Source organism: Sphingomonas chlorellae (assembly GCF_056485145.1).
In genome coordinates this window covers 229702-248121 of record NZ_JBQXXM010000003.1, presented here as the reverse complement: position 1 = coordinate 248121, position 18420 = coordinate 229702, and the positions used below count along the sequence as shown (strand labels likewise).

Annotated in this window: 16 protein-coding genes; 7 read left to right on the top strand and 9 right to left on the bottom strand. The window is 65.7% G+C overall.

The features are described 5' to 3' along the window. Positions 1-42: 42 nt before the first annotated feature. Positions 43-1002 carry a DUF481 domain-containing protein gene (locus tag ACT3CF_RS09950; RefSeq protein ID WP_478422332.1) on the bottom strand — a complete coding sequence of 320 codons (960 nt, stop codon included), beginning with the start codon at positions 1000-1002 and terminating at the stop codon, positions 43-45. A 65-nt stretch (positions 1003-1067) separates the two neighbouring features. Next, positions 1068-1550, bottom strand: a complete 483-nt coding sequence (locus ACT3CF_RS09945; RefSeq protein WP_478422330.1) for an RNA pyrophosphohydrolase — start codon at positions 1548-1550, stop codon at positions 1068-1070. A 142-nt stretch (positions 1551-1692) separates the two neighbouring features. On the opposite strand from ACT3CF_RS09945, the gene ACT3CF_RS09940 reads away from it, so the two are divergent. Both ACT3CF_RS09940 and ACT3CF_RS09935 read left to right on the top strand, forming a co-directional pair. Beyond that, a complete protein-coding gene (locus tag ACT3CF_RS09940) occupies positions 1693-2655 on the top strand; it encodes a histone deacetylase family protein (RefSeq protein ID WP_478422328.1) in 963 nt (320 codons plus the stop codon). Positions 2656-2664: 9 nt separating this feature from the next. Continuing rightward, the gene (locus ACT3CF_RS09935; RefSeq protein ID WP_478422326.1) at positions 2665-4065 is read left to right on the top strand and encodes a cryptochrome/photolyase family protein; all 1401 of its coding nucleotides are present in this window, start codon (positions 2665-2667) and stop codon (positions 4063-4065) included. Positions 4066-4086: 21 nt separating this feature from the next. Here ACT3CF_RS09935 and ACT3CF_RS09930 read toward each other — a convergent pair whose 3' ends face one another. Both ACT3CF_RS09930 and purF read right to left on the bottom strand, forming a co-directional pair. Then, positions 4087-4797: an SDR family NAD(P)-dependent oxidoreductase gene (locus ACT3CF_RS09930; RefSeq protein WP_478422324.1), complete on the bottom strand. Its 711-nt coding sequence runs from the start codon at positions 4795-4797 to the stop codon at positions 4087-4089. A gap of 102 nt (positions 4798-4899) precedes the next feature. Further along, the gene (gene purF / locus ACT3CF_RS09925) at positions 4900-6354 is read right to left on the bottom strand and encodes an amidophosphoribosyltransferase (RefSeq protein ID WP_478422322.1); all 1455 of its coding nucleotides are present in this window, start codon (positions 6352-6354) and stop codon (positions 4900-4902) included. Positions 6355-6476: 122 nt separating this feature from the next. Here purF and hisI point away from each other — a divergent pair, with 122 nt between their 5' ends. From hisI to ACT3CF_RS09905, 4 genes are all read left to right on the top strand, one after another. Then, the gene (hisI, locus tag ACT3CF_RS09920) at positions 6477-6842 is read left to right on the top strand and encodes a phosphoribosyl-AMP cyclohydrolase (protein WP_478422320.1); all 366 of its coding nucleotides are present in this window, start codon (positions 6477-6479) and stop codon (positions 6840-6842) included. 50 nt (positions 6843-6892) lie between these two features. Then, positions 6893-7381: a hypothetical protein gene (locus ACT3CF_RS09915; protein WP_478422319.1), complete on the top strand. Its 489-nt coding sequence runs from the start codon at positions 6893-6895 to the stop codon at positions 7379-7381. A gap of 106 nt (positions 7382-7487) precedes the next feature. After that, entirely contained in the window at positions 7488-7898 is a 411-nt protein-coding gene (locus ACT3CF_RS09910; protein WP_478422317.1) for a MerR family transcriptional regulator, read from the top strand. 11 nt (positions 7899-7909) lie between these two features. Beyond that, positions 7910-9712, top strand: coding sequence for an acyl-CoA dehydrogenase C-terminal domain-containing protein (locus ACT3CF_RS09905; protein WP_478422316.1), 1803 nt, complete (start codon positions 7910-7912; stop codon positions 9710-9712). Between the two features lie 99 nt (positions 9713-9811). Here ACT3CF_RS09905 and ACT3CF_RS09900 read toward each other — a convergent pair whose 3' ends face one another. From ACT3CF_RS09900 to ACT3CF_RS09880, 5 genes are all read right to left on the bottom strand, one after another. Then, positions 9812-11254: a cell wall hydrolase gene (locus tag ACT3CF_RS09900; RefSeq protein ID WP_478422314.1), complete on the bottom strand. Its 1443-nt coding sequence runs from the start codon at positions 11252-11254 to the stop codon at positions 9812-9814. Between the two features lie 176 nt (positions 11255-11430). Next, positions 11431-12351 (bottom strand): cysteine synthase A, encoded by a 921-nt coding sequence (cysK, locus tag ACT3CF_RS09895; RefSeq protein WP_478422313.1) that lies wholly within the window; start codon positions 12349-12351, stop codon positions 11431-11433. Beyond that, a complete protein-coding gene (locus ACT3CF_RS09890) occupies positions 12348-13676 on the bottom strand; it encodes an MFS transporter (protein WP_478422312.1) in 1329 nt (442 codons plus the stop codon). Before ACT3CF_RS09890 ends, cysK begins: the two co-directional genes overlap by 4 nt. Before the next feature lie 84 nt (positions 13677-13760). Then, positions 13761-15149: an MFS transporter gene (locus ACT3CF_RS09885; protein WP_478422815.1), complete on the bottom strand. Its 1389-nt coding sequence runs from the start codon at positions 15147-15149 to the stop codon at positions 13761-13763. A 67-nt stretch (positions 15150-15216) separates the two neighbouring features. Then, positions 15217-17493: an ATP-dependent helicase gene (locus ACT3CF_RS09880; protein ID WP_478422813.1), complete on the bottom strand. Its 2277-nt coding sequence runs from the start codon at positions 17491-17493 to the stop codon at positions 15217-15219. A 168-nt stretch (positions 17494-17661) separates the two neighbouring features. On the opposite strand from ACT3CF_RS09880, the gene ACT3CF_RS09875 reads away from it, so the two are divergent. Next, a complete protein-coding gene (locus ACT3CF_RS09875) occupies positions 17662-18378 on the top strand; it encodes a TorF family putative porin (protein ID WP_478422310.1) in 717 nt (238 codons plus the stop codon). Positions 18379-18420: the final 42 nt, after the last annotated feature.

Sequence of the window (18420 nt, the reverse complement as noted above, 5' to 3'; positions counted from 1 at the left end):
GCGCGGATCATGGGGCGGGTGGAACCCCCCGCGGCGGGATGATCAGAAGTCGAGCACCAGCGCGGCACGACTGGTCGTGTCGGTGGTCTTGCGACCTTCGGGCGGCAGGCTTTCGTACTGCATCGCATAGGAAAACTGGGCCGAGAGCGGCCCGATCAGCTTGGCGAGCAACGCCGATCGCGTCGAAACCGTGCTGTTCGAATCCTGAATATAGGCCGAGGCGGATTGCGTTACCGAGATCGTCCGCGTGAGCTTCCACCCGAAATCGAGCGACCCGCGTGCGGCCATGTTGCTTTCGGTCGTGCGGTCGACCTGACGCGTGTAACGATAGGCGGGGCCGATTTCGAGATCGAGCTTCATCGTCGGTGTCCGGATCGCGCTGTATCCCGCCCCCGACGACAGCGAAACACGATCGGTAAAGCCCGAGAAGCGATCGCGCTCATACTGCGCGGCGCCGTAGACATAGGCCCGGTCGGCGAACTTCCAGTTCGGCTCATAGGCAAGCAGCAGCCGTTCGCGCGTCGTCACGCCCAGGCTTTCCTGATAGTCGCCCTGTACCTTGAACTTGTGGCGCCAGGCGAGCCCCTCCCGCTTGATCTCGACAGCCGCGGTGACACCGATATTCTGCGTGTTGCCGCCCGTCGAATAGCCGCCGAGTTCGGCGTGACCCTTGACCAGATCGAAGAAGCTCGCCTCGCGGATCTTGCGCGCCGCGCGTGCCGCACGCTCGTTGCGCCAGTCGTTCGCGGTACGCAGCACCAGTTCCGCACTCTCCGGGGCCACGGTCTTCGCATATTTGACGATCACGTTGACGTCGGCCTCGCTCCCCGACTCCATCGCCGCATCGAGCATCGCCTTGATGACCGGCGGCAGGGTGGAGCCCGGGGTCGACGGATCGCCCTTTGGATCCGCCACCGGATCGTCGACCGCAGGCGCTGCCAGCGCCGGAACGGCAACGGTGGCGGACATGAGAAAGGCAATGGGAAGCAAGCGAGGCGACATCACGCTTTCCTTATGCGCGGCCCGAACGGCGGGAAAAAGGCCCGATCGCGTCGAACCGTTGGCACTCAACGACGAAGCGCGTCGCCGAACAGCTCGAGCAGCCGGGTATAGATGGCGCGTTTGAATGGCACGATCAGTTCGGGAAGCTCGGCCGGCTCGACCCAGCGCCAGGCGCGGAATTCGGGTTCGGGGGTGGCGATATCGACCTGATCGTCGTTACCCAGGAAGCGGAAGAGGAACCAGCGCTGGCGCTGCCCCCGCCAGCGCCCCTTCCAGACACGGCCGACCAGATCCGGCGGCAGGTCATAGACCAATTCCTCGCCGGCTTCGGCGACGAACTCGACCAGATCGCGCGCCACGCCGGTTTCCTCCCGAAGCTCGCGATAGGCGGCCTCGAGTGGCTGTTCGCCGGGGTCGATCCCGCCCTGCGGCATTTGCCATGCCTCGATTGCGGTATCGAGGCGCTGGCCCACGAAAACGCGGCCGGCGCGGTTGACGAGCATCACCCCGGCGCAGGGGCGATAGGGAAGCGTGGCAGGGTCGGTCATCGAGCGCGATGTAGCGCCTCGCTCGCGCCTGCGCCACCGCATCGGCACGCGCCGCCGAATTGTCGGGTGCCGGCAACCGGGTGGCACACTGACCCGATGGCCCGGTTGGCGGAACGCCGACGGCCGTCTAGCCTGAATTGTGATGATCCCGCTGGTCCATCATCCGGTCTATGTGGCGCCAGCGCCCGCGCGCAGTCGTTATTTGTGGAACAAGAACGGACTGGTCCGCGACCTGCTTCGCGCCGAGGGTTCGCGCTTTACCTGGTTCGAGCCCGATCCGATGCCGCTCGCGTGGATCAGCGCGATCCATGATCCCGATTATGTGGCCGAAGTGGTAGAGGCGCGCGTTCCCGCGGTGAAGGAGCGAAGGATCGGCTTTCCGGTGACGCCCGCGGTGGCGCTGCGCGCGCAGATGGTGCCCGGCGGTACCTGGCGTGCGGCGCAACTCGCGCTGGATCAGGGTTTTGCCGCCAATACGGCGGGAGGAAGCCATCATGCGCTTGCCGATACCGGCGCCGGGTTTTGCGTGTTCAATGATCTTGCGATTGTCGCGCACCGACTCGTCGAAAGCGCTGTGGTACGGCGCGTGCTGATCGTCGACTGCGACGTGCACCAGGGCGACGGCACCGCCGCGCTGACTGCAGGGCGGCCGGAAATCGCCACCTATTCGATCCATGCTGAAAAGAACTTCCCGGTGCGCAAAGCCCGTTCGACGCTCGATGTGGCGTTGCCCGACGGTGCCGGTGACGAAGCCTATCTGGCGGCGCTCGCGGCGACGCTGCCGGGGCTGATCGACGGTTTCGGGCCGGATCTCGTGCTCTATCAGGCGGGTGTCGATCCCTATGCCGGGGACCGTCTTGGACGGCTGGCACTGAGCGCGGAGGGGTTGGCGGCGCGCGAACGCTGGATCGCCGCAACATTGCGCGCCCGGGGCATTCCGGCCGCCCTGACGCTCGGAGGCGGCTATGGCGAGGATGCCATGGCCGTCGCGGCACGGCATGTCGCGGCGATCCGTACGATGGGCGAGGCGATGATGGCGGGGCGTCCCGGTACGGCTGCGCTCCTGAACGATGGGACAGGTCGCGGCGACGCGGCGGCGGGCTAGGGCAGGGGAATGGTCACTCTCCTCTGGCTGCGCCGCGACCTTCGCCTTCACGACCAGCCCGCACTGGCCGCGGCGCTGGCCGACGGCCCGGTGGTTCCGGTGTATATCCTCGATGACGAGACGCCCCGGCACCGGCGAATGGGCGGCGCGTCGCGATGGTGGCTGCATCACAGCCTGGCGGCGCTCGGCGCCGACCTGCGCGCACGCGGATCGCGTCTGATCCTGCGGCGCGGCCGGAGCGAGGCGGTGCTGGCCGATCTCGCCGCCGAGACCGGGGCGACGCGGGTCCATGCGGTGCGGCATTACGAACCCTGGTGGCGCAACGCCGAACGAGCCGCGGGCCAACAGCTCGAACTCATCTGCCACGCGGGCAACTATCTCGCCCCGCCGGGAAGCGTACGGAGCGGAGGCGGGACGCCGTATCGCATTTTCACACCTTTCTGGCGGGCGTTGCAGCAGCGGATGCCGCCGGCGGCCCCGCTCGCCGCGCCGGTCCGGATCACGGCGCCGGATGTCTGGCCGTCGAGCGACGCGCTATCGGACTGGGAATTGTTACCGGACGCGCCCGACTGGGCTGCCGGGTTTGCCCAGATGTGGACGCCGGGTGAGGCCGGAGCCGAGGCGGCGGTCGCACGGTTCGCGGGCAACGCCGCCGCCTATCCGGAGGCACGGAACCTCCCCGCAATCGCCGGCAGTTCGCGCCTGTCCCCCCATCTTCATTTCGGCGAGATCACACCGTCGCAGATCTGGCACAGGCTGCTCGCCGCCGAGGTCGAGGGCATGGCGGGGGCCGCCGATCCGGTGTTTCTCGCCGAGCTGGGCTGGCGTGACTATGCGCAGAATGTGATCCTTCAGCTCCCCGACTATGGAGCGCGCAACGGGAAGCCCGTATTCGACGCGTTCCCGTGGCGCGACCCACGCCATGAAGACGCGGCGGCGGATCTGTGCGCCTGGCAGCGTGGACGGACCGGTTATCCGATCGTCGATGCGGGTATGCGCGAGTTGTGGGCGACCGGCTGGATGCACAATCGCGTCCGCATGATCGCGGCGAGCTTTCTTGTGAAGCACCTGCTGATCGACTGGCGCGAGGGCGAGCGATGGTTCTGGGATACGTTGGTCGATGCCGACTATGCCAGCAACGCGGTGAACTGGCAGTGGGTCGCCGGGACGGGGATTGATGCCAACATGTTCGTTCGCATCATGGCGCCGCTCAGCCAGTCCGAAAAGTTCGATTCGGCGGGCTATATCCGCCGCTGGGTGCCCGAACTTGCGCACCTGAACGACGATGTGATCCACGATCCGCACGCGGCCGGCCGTCGGCCTGCGGGCTATCCGGCCAAGCGCATCGAACATCGCGCGGCGCGCGAACGGGCACTTGCGGCGTTCGCGTCGCTGCGATCAGGTGCCTAAGTGCGGCGGCGTGCAGGTGCGTCAGCCGACCCGTTCATAATGTCCGGTTTCAAAGCCCTGAATGAGCAGCGCCGCAATCCGCTCGGCCACCGTCTCGGGCGGCTTGACGCTGGCCGGATCCTCGCCCGGAAAGGCCCGCTCGCGCATCTTGGTACGCGTGGCCCCCGGATCGACGATCGCGGTCCGGATCGCGGTGGTGTTCCGCACCTCTTCGCCATAGCTCGCGACAATGTTTTCGAAGGCGGCCTTGGACGCCCCATAGACGCCCCAATAGGCGCGCGGCGTGCGTGCGACGCTGGACGTCAGCCCAACGACGCGTGCGCCCGATGAACGGCGGAGCAGCGGATCGAACGTCGCCAGAATCGCAGCCTGCGCGGTGACGTTGAGCGTCAGCACGCGCGCAAACTCCTTGAAGTCGATGGCCGGAAACGCGCTGAGCGTCCCAAGCGCGCCCGCGTTGAGCACGAGCATGTCGAGCGCCGGCCAGCGTTCGGCGACGGCTGCCGCGAGGCGCGCCACGCTTTCGTTCTCGGTCAGATCCATCGGCGCAATGGTCGCGGTGCCGCCCGCTTCGTGGATCGACTGCTCGACTTCCTCGAGCGCACCCGCAGTGCGGGCGGTGAGGATCACATGCGCTCCGGCTGCGGCAAGCGCGCGTGCGGTGGCGGCACCGATCCCGCGGCTGGCGCCCGTGACGAGGGCAATCTGGTCTGCAAGCGGTTTGGCGGTCATTATTCTTCCTGGCGGCATTCAGGCCCGGCCCGCGGCAGGATCTGCGCGGACGATGGCGTGCGGGCCGCTTGGCGAAAGCGGCACCGCACGCCTTGATCTGCGTCAGCCGACGCGTTCTTCCAACAGCGCGAACTGATCGACGGGCTGAAGCTCGTCCTGGTCGGTCAGCGTCGTGGGATAGTCGCCGGTGAAGCAGGCGTCGCAATATTTGGGAGCGCCCGGCTTCCGTGCTTCACCGAGCGCCTGATAGAGCCCGTCGATGCTGATGAAAGCGAGCGTGTCGGCCTGGATGAAGTCGGTCATGCCACCCACGTCCATCTTGGCCGCGAGCAGCTTCGCGCGTTCGGGTGTGTCGACGCCGTAGAAGCAGCTGTGCCGCGTCGGCGGCGATGCGATGCGCATGTGCACCTCGGCGGCCCCGGCTTCGCGCATCATCTGCACGATCTTGAGGCTGGTGGTGCCGCGCACGATCGAATCGTCGATCAGGACGATCCGCTTGCCCGCGATCAGCTCGCGATTGGCATTGTGCTTCAGCTTGACGCCGAGGTGGCGGACCTTGTCCCCGGGCTGAATGAAGGTGCGGCCGACATAGTGCGACCGGATGATCCCCAACTCGAACGGGATGCCCGACTGCTGGGCGTAACCGATCGCGGCGGGGACGCCCGAATCGGGGACAGGCACGACCAGATCGGCCTCCACCGGCGCCTCGAGCGCAAGCTGGGCGCCGATCGCCTTGCGCACCGAATAGACCGAGCGGTTTTCGCTGATCGAATCGGGGCGGGAGAAATAGACATATTCGAAGATGCAGGGCCGCGGCGCCATCGGTGCGAACGGCTTGTGCGAGGCGATTTCGCTGCCCTTGATGATGAGCAGTTCGCCCGGCTCGACGTCACGGACATATTCGGCACCGACAACGTCGAGCGCGACCGTCTCGGATGCGACGATCACCGAATCGCCCAGCCGACCCATCACCAACGGGCGGATACCGAGCGGATCGCGGCAGGCGATCATTCCTTCGGGCGTCATGCAGATCAGCGAATAGGCACCCTCGATCTGCTTCAGCGCGTCGATGAAACGATCGATCAGCGTACGATATGCCGAGGTCGCGACGAGGTGGATGATGACCTCGGTGTCCGAGGTCGACTGAAAGATGGCGCCGCGGCGAACCAGGTCGCGACGCAGCCGGAGCGCGTTCGACAGATTGCCGTTGTGCGCGACCGCAAAGCCGCCGCTCGCCAGCTCCGCATAGAGCGGCTGGACGTTGCGCAGCGCCGTCTCACCGGTCGTCGAGTAGCGAACATGGCCGCACGCGGTGGGTCCGGGGAGCGCTCGAATCACCTCGTCGCGGTCGAAATTGCCGGCCACATGTCCCATCGCACGGTGCGTATGGAACTCATGCCCGTCAAAGCTGGTGATGCCTGCGGCCTCCTGGCCGCGATGCTGGAGTGCGTGAAGGCCAAGCGCCACGAGCGCGGCGGCACCATCGGCGCCGGAAACGCCGAAAATGCCGCATTCTTCGCGCAGCTTGTCATCGTCGAACGGATTGGTGGTAATCATCGTCCCTCGGTGGGGTTCGCGGGGAATCGAGCGGGCATATAGGCGCTCGAATCGCGTTTGTCGCCCGCCTGTCACAAATGTTTTGTTCCCGCGCGGCCGCGGAGATGGTTAAGGAGGATCGCGTGACCGACCAACGCGATAGCGGGCTGACGCTCGACCCGAAATACGACGCCGCCGGCCTGATAACCGCCGTGGCGACCGACGCAGCCTCGGGCGAGCTTTTGATGCTCGCGCACATGAATGCCGAGGCGCTGGCGCGAACGCTGGAGACCGGCGAGGCGCATTTCTGGTCGCGCAGCCGCGGCCGGCTGTGGAAGAAGGGCGAGACTTCCGGGCATGTCTTGCGGGTCGTCGAGGCGCGGATCGACTGTGATCAGGATGCGCTGTGGCTGAAGGTTGAGCCGGCCGGTCCTGCATGCCATACGGGCGCGCGCAGTTGCTTCTTTCGTCGGATCGAAGGCGGCCAATTGGTCCGCGACGAGGAATGACGGATTGGCGAGGGGCAGCCTGGGCGGCCTTGTGGTCGATGCCGGCGCTCTTGCTGGTCTCCGGCTGTAACGGCGGCCCGAACAAGCCTGTTGCCGCTGCCGATCCGGCTGCTCAGCTCGAAGCCACCGCGACTGAACGCGGTCTGGTTCGGGCTTCTGACGATCTTGATCCGGTGGGCGTCTATGCGCGGGGGAGCGACCGGCTTTGCATCGCCGCAACCAAGGCGGGGGCGGACGAAGCGGCTTCGTTGCGCGCGGGCGTGATCGTCGATTACGGCGATTTGCATGCATGCAGTGCGAACGGGACCGCGACGCGCGACGGCGACCGGCTGTCGCTGACATTGGGGCCGAACTGCCGGTTCGAGGCGCGGATCGACGGAGACGTGATCCGCTTTCCGGGAGCTGTTCCGGCGGGGTGTTCGTCCGCGTGCACCGGACGAGCCTCGCTGTCGGGACTCAGCGTCGAACGCATCAGCGATTCGGGTGCCGAGGCGGTCGCATTGCGCGATCGGGGCGGGCGGATGCTGTGCAGCGATTGAAGCGCCGGCCGGAGGCGGGTGGAGCCGGGACCGGCATGCGCACCTTATTGACGTTCACGTAAGGGTAAATTACATTCGCAGCATGTCTGCTGCTGCTCAAGCCGTTATGAACGTTGCGGGTCTGGCGCCAATCGAACCGCGCACCGACCGCGATGCCTTTTCCATCACCGATCTGTGCGCCGAGTTCAGCGTGACCCCGCGCGCGCTTCGATTTTATGAGGATGAGGGCCTGATCGCGCCCGAGCGACGGGGAACGGTGCGGATCTATTCGCATCGCGATCGCGCGCGGCTCGCCTGGATCCTTCGCGGCAAACGCGTCGGCTTCAGCCTGGCCGAAATTCGCGAGATGCTCGACCTCTACGACATGGGCGATGGTCGCCGCGTCCAGCGCCAGGTCACGCTTGAGCGCTGCCGCGAGCGGATTGCATCGCTGGAGGCGCAAAAGCGCGACATCGACGCCGCGATCGAGGAACTCGATTCGTTCGTCCACCTGCTCCAGAACATCAATCAAGCCTGAGGAACCCTGGAATGCCGCAATATACTCCGCCCGTGCGCGATACGCGCTTCATCCTGGAATCGGTGGTCGGGCTCGATCGCTTCGCCGGGCTTCCCGGCTTTGAGAACGCGACGCCCGACATGGTCGACGCGATCCTGGATGAGGGTGGTCGCTTTGTTGCCGAAGTGCTGTTTCCGCTGAACCACAGCGGCGACCAGCAGGGCTGCACCCGCCACGACGACGGCAGCGTCACGACGCCGGACGGTTTCAAGGAAGCCTATGCCAAGTTCACCGAGAGCGGCTGGGGAACGCTGAGCGCGCCCGTGGAGTTTGGCGGGCAGGGCATGCCGCACGTCATCGCGAGCGCGTTCGAGGAATATATGGTCAGCGCCAACATGGCGTTCGCCATGTATCCGGGGCTGACGCACGGCGCGATCGCCGCTCTGTTGGTCAAGGGCTCGGACGAGCAGAAGGCCAAGTACGTGCCGCGGATGGTGGCGGGTGAATGGGGAGGGACGATGAACCTCACCGAACCGCATTGCGGCACCGATCTGGGCCTGATCCGCACCCGTGCCGAGCCGAACGCCGATGGCAGCTGGTCGGTGACCGGGACCAAAATCTTCATCTCGTCGGGCGAGCACGACCTGACGAGCAACATCATCCATCTGGTGCTTGCCAAGACGCCCGGCGCACCCGACAGCACCAAGGGAATCTCGCTCTTTCTGGTGCCGAAGTTCCTGGTGAACGACGATGGTTCGCTGGGCGAGCGCAACGCGGTCACCTGCGGCTCGATCGAGCACAAGATGGGCATTCACGGCAACGCCACCTGCGTCATGAACTATGACGGGGCCAAGGGGTGGCTCGTCGGCGACGAGATGAAAGGTCTCGCCGCGATGTTCATCATGATGAACGCAGCACGTCTGGGTGTCGGCCTGCAGGGGCTCGGCGTGGCGGAAACGGCGCTCCAGAATGCGGTCCAGTACGCCGGCGACCGTCGCCAGGGGCGTGCGCTCACGGGGCCGGCGGAGCCGGGTGAGAAGGCCGACACGCTTTTCGTGCATCCCGATGTGCGTCGCATGCTGATGGAAGCGAAGTCGCTGACCGAGGGCCTGCGGGCACTGTGCCTGTGGGGGGCGCTGCAGGTCGATCTTGAGCATCAGGCCGAGAGCGAGGAGGCCCGTCAGCTTGCGGGCGACCTGATCGGGCTGCTCACGCCGGTCATCAAGGGCTTCGGCACCGACATCGGCTACAAGGTCGCGACCGACGCGCAGCAGGTCTATGGCGGGCATGGCTATATCGCCGAATGGGGCATGGAGCAGTATGTGCGCGATGCCCGTATCGCCATGATCTATGAGGGCACCAACGGCGTTCAGGCGATGGATCTGGTCGGCCGCAAGCTCGCGATGAATGGCGGGCGCGCCGTCCAGGCCTTCTTCAAGATGGTCGGCGACGAGGTGGCAGCCGGCAAGGGCGACGAACAGCTCGCGCCGCTGGCGGAAGGGCTCGAAAAGGCGCTGGGGCATCTGCAGGGTGCCACGATGTGGCTTGCCGCCAATGGTTTCCAGAACCCGAACCATGTCGGCGCGGGCGCTTATCCCTATATGCAGCTGACGGGCACCGTCGCTCTGGGCCTGATGTGGCTGAAGATGGCGCGCGCGGCGATCGAGCAGCTCGCGGCGGGAACCGGTGACGCCAAGTTCCTGAAGACCAAGTTGGTTACGGCGCGCTTCTATGGCGAGCGCTTCCTGCCCGACGCGAGTGCGCTGCGCCGCAAGATCGAGGCGGGGAGCGAGACGGTAATGGCGCTCGAGCCGGAAATGTTCCGCGCGGCCTGATCATCAGCGACGCGGACTGGATGCGGAGGGGGGAGCGGCGCCAGCGCCGTTCCCCCTTTTCGCGTGCCGGTGCCGAAACAATCCGGCCGCTGGGCCGGGCTATTCGCGCGCTTGCGACGGTGGCGACCCCGGCGTCGGCGTGGCCATGGCGGTGGGGCGCTCGATCGTCGTGCGGGTGCTTTCGGCCGGCTTGCGACGAATACCTGTCAGCGGCGCGGTGACATCACGCCCGCCCGGCAAGCGATCGACCGCGACGACGGGCTGGATTGCCGGTCCGACGGGCGTTTCGCGCGCCGAGGGCGGCGCGGCCAGTGTCGCGCGCATGCACTGTACCGGGCTTGGCCGCTTGAACTGCTGACAATTCCACAGCGCCTTGGCGAAGCCCTGGGGCTGGTCGCGCAGATAGCTGAACGAGAGCGTTGCAATCTGCGCAGGCGTTGCGGGCAGGTGCGCCGGCTTGTCGCGTGGATCGCTCCAGGCCATGAATTTGCAATATGGGCGCTCGCCGCAGGTGCGGATCGCAAGCGCGGCAAACGCATCCGGATTGAGACGCTGATCGAGCGTCACGAGGAAAATGTTGGACTCCGGACCCGTCGGCGCAATGGCGCCCGGAACGACCGCCGCCGGAATGGAGGCGGGGTCGGTGCCTGCCGCGGCAATGCCCCCGGCATCATCGGGCGCCGTGCCCAGACCTTCCTTGTGGAGGTTCGACAGCCGCGCCAAAGCCGCGATGCTCGGTTCCGCGGCGATATAGCCGCGATTGAATGCCGGCGGCGTTCCCCACCATCCTGCCCAACGGTAGAAAAGGTGCGTGTGGACCGCAGTGATCTTCTCGAGGCTTGCGCTCCAATAGGGAACGACCCAATCGGTATGATAATGTGTCGCGTGCCCGACCGGGCGATAGACCGCGCCGTTCAGGGCCGAGGACGCGATCTCCCGCGCGCGTTGCCAGGCGATCGGGGTGGGGCTGTAGCGCAGCAGGGCGCCGTCGCAGGTGAAGGTGAACTGGCAGCCGGTCGAACGTTCGGATCCCTGGAACACGACCCCGCAGATGGTTTTTGGGAAGGCCGGATGGCGAACGCGGTTGATCACAACCTGTGCCACTGCTCGTTCGCCGACAGCGTCATCGCCAGCCTCGTAATAGACGGCGGCAGCGAGGCAATCGACAGCGCGTGCCCGACTATCCGCCGCGCCATCGATGCGGAAGGGGCGGGCGGCGGGATTGGGCTTGGTCGAAAATGCGATTGCGGCATTGATGGCGCGCGCGTCATCGGGGTCGACGGCCTGTAGTTCGACGGGATCCACCTTGGGAAGCTCGGTCGCGGGGACGACGCGCCGGGGGATCAATACCGTCTCACCCCCGCGGGTGATCGTTCGCGGGCCATTGCGAACCAGAAGGGCCGGGCCGAGCAGGGCGGCCAGCGCCGTCGCGATCAGAAAGGCGATCAGCAGGGGCGAGAGCCGACGATCCGATCCCGATCGGGCGACGGTGCTTTCAGGCGACGCAAGCGCCCCCGCGGCAGGAAGCGATAGACCGTCCATCGCGTCAGCGTCGAACGGCCGTCGCGGTCGAAACGCTGCAAAGCGCATCGGTCACGGCTGCTAGGAGGGATGGGTAGAGAACCATTGCGGTGCCGTAACGCGGATCGCGCCGGAAATATCCCCGCACGATACCGAAGCGCCGCCCCGCGGTGGGACGGCGCCGGGCAGGAAAGTCGTCAGCTTTCCGGAAGGAAGTCGGGGACGCTCAGATAGCGTTCGCCAGTGTCATAGTTGAACCCGAGAACGCGCGACCCCGCGGGCAGCTCGCCGAGCTTTTGCCCAATTGCCGCGAGCGTGGCCCCTGAACTGATGCCGACGAGCATCCCTTCCTCACGTGCCGAACGCCGTGCCATTTCCTTCGCATCGTTGCCGTCAACCTGAACCACACCGTCGATCGCGTCGGTGTGGAGATTGCGGGGAATAAAGCCCGCGCCGATGCCCTGGATCGGATGCGGGCCGGGCTGGCCACCCGAGATCACCGGCGACAGCGTCGGCTCGACGGCGAACACCTTGAGCGCAGGCCAATGCTGCTTGAGCGTCTCGGCGACGCCCGTGATGTGTCCTCCGGTGCCGACGCCGGTGATCAGCACGTCGATCTGCGTGTCGCGGAAGTCGTTCAGAATTTCCTGCGCGGTGGTGCGGGCGTGAACAGCAACATTGGCGGGGTTTTCGAACTGCTGGGGCATCCACGCGCCGGGCGTGGTTTCGACGAGCTCCATCGCGCGTTCGATTGCGCCCTTCATCCCCTTTTCGCGCGGGGTGAGATCGAAGGTTGCGCCATAGGCAAGCATCAGCCGCCGCCGTTCGAGCGACATGCTTTCCGGCATGACGAGGATCAGCCGATAGCCCTTCACCGCCGCGACCATCGCCAAGCCGACGCCGGTATTGCCGCTTGTCGGTTCGACGATCGTCCCGCCCGGCTTCAGCACGCCTTCGGCTTCGGCAGCCTCGATCATCGCCAGCGCGATACGGTCCTTGATCGAACCGCCCGGATTGCCGCGTTCTGACTTGATCCACACCTCTGCGCCGGGGAACAGCCGGTTGAGCCTTACGTGCGGCGTATTGCCGATGGTTTCGAGGATCGTGTTGGCCTTCATTTCGTGATCTCCTTGGCAGGAACGTCGAGATTGGCCGGAGGATCGAACGTGCGAGCCCGCCTCAACTCGGGAAATAGCTTGGCCCATAGCGCGGTGACAAGGATCGCACCGATGCCCCCACCGACGACGGCGGCCACCGGCCCGATCAGCGCCGCAAGAAAGCCCGATTCGGCTTCGCCCAGTTCGTTCGAGCCCGAAATGAACAGCGTCGATACCGCGCCGACGCGGCCGCGCATTTCGTCCGGGGTATAGAGCTGGATGAGCGACTGGCGGACATAGACCGAGACCATGTCCGCCGCCCCCAGTGCGAACAGTGCGACGAGCGAGATCAGCACCGCGGGGGCAAGATCATGGCCGATCGCCGTGGGGCCGAGGACTGGAACAAGCAGCGGCGCCGCAGCGCCGAAAACCACGGTGGCAAGACCGAAGCCTGCCACTGCCAGCAGCATTTTGGTTCCCACTTCGCGCTTGAGCGGCCGCCACGAAAACAGGAGTGCCGTCACGACGGCCCCGACCGCTGGCGCGGCGCGGAGATGACCCAGCCCTGCCGACCCCACCATCAGGATATCGCGCGCATAGACGGGCAGCATCGCGGTTGCGCCGCCAAGCAGGACGGCGAACAGATCGAGCGAGATCGCGCCGAGCACCAGCCGGTTGCGCCGAACATAGTGCAAGCCGTCGACCATTTGGGCCCAGGGGCTGCCGGTAAACTTGGCTGGGCTGCGGGGGATTGGGCCAATCAGCAGCATCATCGCCAGCGCCAGCAGGAAAAGTGCACCCGATACCGCGTAGGGCAGCCACGGCGCCGCAGCGTAGAGATAGCCGCCCATCGCCGGCCCGATGACCGTTCCCGTCTGCCAGGCAAGCGAGCTGAGCGCGATGGCGGTCGGCAGGATCGCCTTGGGCACGAGGTTCGGCGCCAGTGCGCCCAGGGCTGGTCCTGCAAAGGCGCGCGCGACACCGAGCAGCGCCGCGACTCCGAACAGTGCCCCAAGGCTGATGAGTTGCGTGTAGGTGAGTGCGGCCAGGGTCAACGCGCAAAAGGCCTCCAGCGCCAGTGCTGCACGGGCAATCCATCGGCGATCGACCCGATCGGCAAGCCAGCCGGAGAAGAGCGACAGGAACAGCATCGGCAAAAACTGCGCGACGCCGATAAGCCCGAGCTGGAAGGAGGCCGCCTTGATCCCCATCGACTGGCGGGCGAGGTCGTAGACCTGCCAGCCGATCACGATCACCATCGCCATCTGCGCCAGCGTGGAAGCAAGTCGTGCGGTCCAGTAGGCGCGAAAATCCGGGACGGAAAAGGGGTGGGATCGATCAGCCATGGCGGTCGCTATTGATCGCTTTGGTGCGGCGCCGCAATGGACCTTTGCTTTGGCGCTTCCAAGCTTTGCGATGGCTTGCGACGATCACGGGGTCTGCGCCGGACGAACAGCCTCGGTCTCCGCCGCGCGAGGGTTGCGGATCGCGGGGTTCAGGCGCGCCAAGCTGCACAGGCCGGCGACGAAAGCCAGCGCGGCGGCAACGAAGGCGGGAGTGCGATCTGCCCCCATCCCCAGCGCGAGCAGCGCGGCGACCAGCGTTGCGCCCATTGTCTGGCCTACCATGCGCGTGGTCGATATCAGGCCCCCGGCTGCCGCAGCGCGTTCGATGGGCGCGGACCCGATGATGAGCCGGGCGTTCGGTGACAGGAAGAGGCCGAAACCCGCGCCCGTGAGCGACATTCGCCACGCAATGTCGAACCAGCCGGGATGCATCGGAAGAAAGGCCAGCGCGATCAGGCCCGCGAAGGCGACCGCCATGCCGATCCCGCCGAGTGCACCGGCCGGATAACGATCCGACAATGTTCCGGCGAGCGGCGCGACGATCATCGTGGTGAGCGGCCAGGGTGCAAGGACGGCACCGACCTCGGATGGCGAGAAGCCATAGCCGTGCTGAAGGCGAAAGGGCATGCTCAGCAGCGTCGTCATCGTCGCGATAAAGGCCGTGAAGGCACCGATCGTCGACAGGGCCAGCACCGGGCGCCCAAGCAGATCGACCGGCAGGATCGGCCTGGCATTGCCACGTTCGCGCCGGACGAACAGGACGCCGATCACGATGCCGGCAGCAACCACGGCGGCGGAGACGACGGGACTGTCGCCATGAACGCCGCTTTCGAGCCCGCCGATCACCAGTCCGAACATCGCTGCACACAGCAACGCACCGCTCAGATCGAATGGATGCGCGGAGGGCCGCGCTTCCGGAAGTGCCCGTCCGAGAGCGAGGCTCAGGATCGCGAACGGTACGGCCGATGCGAACACCCAAGGCCATGGCGCGACGGCGAGGACGAGCCCGCCCAGCGTCGGCGCGAGGGCGGCCGAACTCGAAACCACGACCGAGTTGATCCCGAGCCCGCGTCCGAGCTGTTCGGGGGGATAGACACGCCGTAGCAGGGCCGACGAAACGCTGAGCGTCGCGGCGGCACCTGCGGCCTGTGCAGCGCGCACGATCAGCAGGAACGGCAGGCTTCGGGCGAAGAAGCACAATATGGTGGCGACGGTAAAGACCAGCTGCCCCGTCTGATACATGCGTCGCAGCCCGACGCGGTCGCCGAGCCCGGAAAAGGGGAGCAGCAGCATGACCAGCATGAGCTGGTAGATCGTCACCACCGCAACCGCGGCCGACCCATCGACCTGTAGATCACGTGCGATCGTGGGAAGTGCCACGGTGGCGATCGCGCCATCGATCACCACCAGCGCGGTGCCGAACGAAAGCGCCGCGATTGCCTGAAACCGGCGAGCCATCGGCAAGCGAGACATCGGTAGGGGAGCATTCACCCCCTGCACAGTACCCGAAGCCGCGGCGGGTTCCATGCCTTGCAATCGCTCAGGCAGGATTGACGAAGCTGTCGATCACACGTTTGCGTCCGGCCTGTTCGAAATCGATCTCGAGTTTGTTCCCGTCGACCTCCGCAATCGTGCCGTAACCGAACTTCTGGTGGAATATGCGGGCGCCGACCGCTAGATCGGCGCGAGGCTTTGCGGCAAAGCTGACGGCGCTGGCGCGGGCTTCGACGATACGTGTCGGCTCGCGCGTGAAGGTCGATCCGGTTCCCGCCGCGCGCTGCCACCCCGGCCCGCGTCCGGTCCCGCGAGCGTGATCGGCAAACGGATCGGCACGTTCGGACCAGTTGGCGCGCCACAGGCTGGCGCCGCCGCTCATCGTCGTCTCGCTTTCCACATGCTCAGGGGGCAATTCGCCGACAAAGCGGCTCGGCAGCGACGAGTTCCACTGCCCGTAGATTCGACGGTTGGCCGCGTGGAGGATTACCGCCAACCTTCTCGCGCGCGTGATCGCGACATAGGCCAGCCGGCGCTCTTCTTCCAGGCTCGCCAACCCGCCTTCGTCCAGCGCGCGCTGCGACGGAAACAAGCCTTCTTCCCATCCCGCGAGGAACACGGTGTCGAACTCGAGTCCCTTGGCGGCGTGGATCGTCATGATCGTGACCTTTGCCTCGTCGGCCGCAGCCTCATTGTCCATCACAAGGCTGACATGCTCCAGAAATGCGGTCAGGCTCTCATATTCCTCCATCGCCCGAACCAACTCGTTGAGGTTTTCGAGTCGTCCTGCCGCCTCGGCGGTGCGGTCCGCCTGCCACATCGCGGTATAGCCGCTCTCGTCGAGGATCTGGCGGGCAAGGTCCGGGTGCTGGAGGACGTCGCCCTGCGAGCGCCACCGCGCGAGGTCGCCGATCAGGTTGCCGAGTGCGCGGCGGGCCTGCGGGGTCAGTTCATCGGTATCGAGGATCCGCGCGGCCGCGACCGTCAGGGGCAGGCCGTGGGCACGGGCGAACTGATGCACCTTGGCCAGCGCCTTGTCACCCAAGCCCCGCTTTGGGACATTAACGATGCGTTCAAAGGCAAGGTCGTCCGACGGCTGGGCAACGACGCGCAAATAGGCGAGCGCATCCCGGATTTCCTGACGTTCATAGAAACGGAAGCCGCCGATGATCCGATAGGGCATGCCGATGGCGATGAAGCGGTCTTCGAATTCGCGTGTCTGGTGCTGTGCCCGGACCAGGATCGCCATCTGGTCGAGGCTCAACCCGCGATGCTGCAGCGTCTCGATCTCGTCACCGACGCGGCGGGCCTCTTCGGGGCCGTCCCACACGCCGATCACCCGAACCTTTTCGCCCGCGTCCTTTTCGGTCCAAAGCGTTTTCCCCAGCCGTCCGCCATTGTTGGCGATGACCCCTGAAGCGGCGCCGAGGATATGCGGCGTTGACCGATAATTCTGCTCGAGGCGGATGACCTTCGCCCCCGGGAAATCACGTTCGAACTTTAGGATGTTTTCAACCTGCGCACCGCGCCAACTGTAGATCGACTGATCGTCATCGCCGACGCAGCAGATATTCTTGCGCTCCTGCGCCAGCAGGCGAAGCCAGAGATACTGAACCGAATTGGTGTCCTGATATTCGTCGACCATGATGTAGCGGAAGCGCCGCTGATAAAGTGCCAGCACCTCGCGGTCGGCCTTGAGGATGGTGAGCGTGTGCAACAGCAGGTCGCCGAAGTCGCATGCATTGAGCGCGCGTAGCCGGTCCTTATAGGCGGCATACATTGCCTGGCCGCGACCATTGGCAAAATGCTCGGACTCGCCAGCATCCAGATCGGCAGGCGTGAGTCCGCGGTTCTTCCAGCCGTCGATCAATCCGGCGAGCTGGCGGGCGGGCCAGCGCTTCTCATCGAGACCGGCGGCGAGGATGAGCTGCTTGAGCAAGCGCAGCTGGTCGTCGGTATCGAGGATGGTGAAGTTCGACTGTAAACCGACCAGTTCGGCGTGGCGGCGAAGCATCTTCGCGCCGATGGCGTGGAAAGTTCCCAGCCAAGGCATCCCTTCGACCGCATCGCCCACATGTCGGGCGACGCGTTCCTTCATCTCGCGAGCAGCCTTGTTGGTAAAGGTCACCGAGAGGATTTCGCTGGGGTAGGCGCGCCGCGTCCATAGCAGGTGGGCGAGGCGGGCGGTCAGCGCCGCCGTCTTGCCGGTGCCTGCTCCGGCAAGAACGAGCACCGGCCCCTCGGTTGTCAGCACGGCCTCGCGCTGTTCGGGGTTGAGACCGCGCAGGTAGGGAGGTTCGGGTTCGGAGGCGGGCATGTTCATGCGCGAACAGCTAGGGAACATCGCGCGCGACGGCAAGGCGCCCCGCGTCTACCGAACGGCGTATCCGGGTCGTCGGCTTGGGCAAGTTTTCCGATGTGTTTCGGCAACGTTGCGGCTTCGCTTCCTATAATTGGGCTAGAGGGGATCGTCTCGGGCGAGAAAATTATAATGAAAAACTACTGGATTCCTGCGGTTCTTGCTGGTGCTGTGGGTTTTTGGAGCGGGGCGGCACACGCACAGCAGACGATTGCTCCCGGTCTGACTGTGAGCGGCGAGGTCGCGGTTGTCAGCGACTACCGGTTTCGCGGTCTGTCCTATACCGATCGCAAGGCAGCCGTTCAGCCGCAGGTGACGATCAGTCATAAAAGCGGGCTTTACGCCAACGTCTTCGTTTCGTCTCTGCCGAAAACCGATGCGCTGGGGACAGTCGAACTCGACTTTACCGGCGGCTGGACGCACGCCCTGAGCAAGACGGGGGCGCTCGATGTCGGGTTGGCATATTACACCTATCCGCGCCGTGCGGCCTCTGCGCCGCCGATCGACTATGCGGAAACCTATATCCGCTACTCCGAAGTGATCGGGCCGGTCACAGCGACCGCCAGTGCCTATTATGCGCCGAGGCAGACGTCGCTCTCGCACCGTGAGAACTTCAACCTCGGGCTTGACGTGCAATATGCGGTGCCGAAGAGCCGGGTGGCGCTCAATGCCCATCTGGGGCGATCGGCCGGCGCCTGGGCGCCCAACGGCGAATATCTCGACTGGTCGCTGGGAGCGACGGTCACGCTCAAGCATGTGAAGTTCGGGCTCAACTATATCGATACCGACGTACCCCGGCTCGGCATCGCGAAGCCGACACTGCTGGCAAGCGCACGCCTGACCTTTTGAGTCGCCGCCTCGCGAGGCGCTCCACCATCCGACCCCTAATTC

Bases quoted from the DNA above. Each gene is read 5' to 3' on its own strand.
- cysK (WP_478422313.1), bottom strand. From the start codon at position 12,351: ATGAAGGCCAACACGATCCTCGAAACCATCGGCAATACGCCGCACGTA.
- purF (WP_478422322.1), bottom strand. From the start codon at position 6,354: ATGATTACCACCAATCCGTTCGACGATGACAAGCTGCGCGAAGAATGC.
- ACT3CF_RS09930 (WP_478422324.1), bottom strand. From the start codon at position 4,797: ATGACCGCCAAACCGCTTGCAGACCAGATTGCCCTCGTCACGGGCGCC.
- ACT3CF_RS09940 (WP_478422328.1), top strand. From the start codon at position 1,693: ATGATCCCGCTGGTCCATCATCCGGTCTATGTGGCGCCAGCGCCCGCG.
- ACT3CF_RS09900 (WP_478422314.1), bottom strand. From the start codon at position 11,254: ATGGACGGTCTATCGCTTCCTGCCGCGGGGGCGCTTGCGTCGCCTGAA.
- ACT3CF_RS09905 (WP_478422316.1), top strand. From the start codon at position 7,910: ATGCCGCAATATACTCCGCCCGTGCGCGATACGCGCTTCATCCTGGAA.
- ACT3CF_RS09885 (WP_478422815.1), bottom strand. From the start codon at position 15,149: ATGTCTCGCTTGCCGATGGCTCGCCGGTTTCAGGCAATCGCGGCGCTT.
- ACT3CF_RS09950 (WP_478422332.1), bottom strand. From the start codon at position 1,002: ATGTCGCCTCGCTTGCTTCCCATTGCCTTTCTCATGTCCGCCACCGTT.
- ACT3CF_RS09890 (WP_478422312.1), bottom strand. From the start codon at position 13,676: ATGGCTGATCGATCCCACCCCTTTTCCGTCCCGGATTTTCGCGCCTAC.
- ACT3CF_RS09910 (WP_478422317.1), top strand. From the start codon at position 7,488: ATGAACGTTGCGGGTCTGGCGCCAATCGAACCGCGCACCGACCGCGAT.
- ACT3CF_RS09880 (WP_478422813.1), bottom strand. From the start codon at position 17,493: ATGAACATGCCCGCCTCCGAACCCGAACCTCCCTACCTGCGCGGTCTC.
- ACT3CF_RS09875 (WP_478422310.1), top strand. From the start codon at position 17,662: ATGAAAAACTACTGGATTCCTGCGGTTCTTGCTGGTGCTGTGGGTTTT.
- ACT3CF_RS09935 (WP_478422326.1), top strand. From the start codon at position 2,665: ATGGTCACTCTCCTCTGGCTGCGCCGCGACCTTCGCCTTCACGACCAG.
- ACT3CF_RS09945 (WP_478422330.1), bottom strand. From the start codon at position 1,550: ATGACCGACCCTGCCACGCTTCCCTATCGCCCCTGCGCCGGGGTGATG.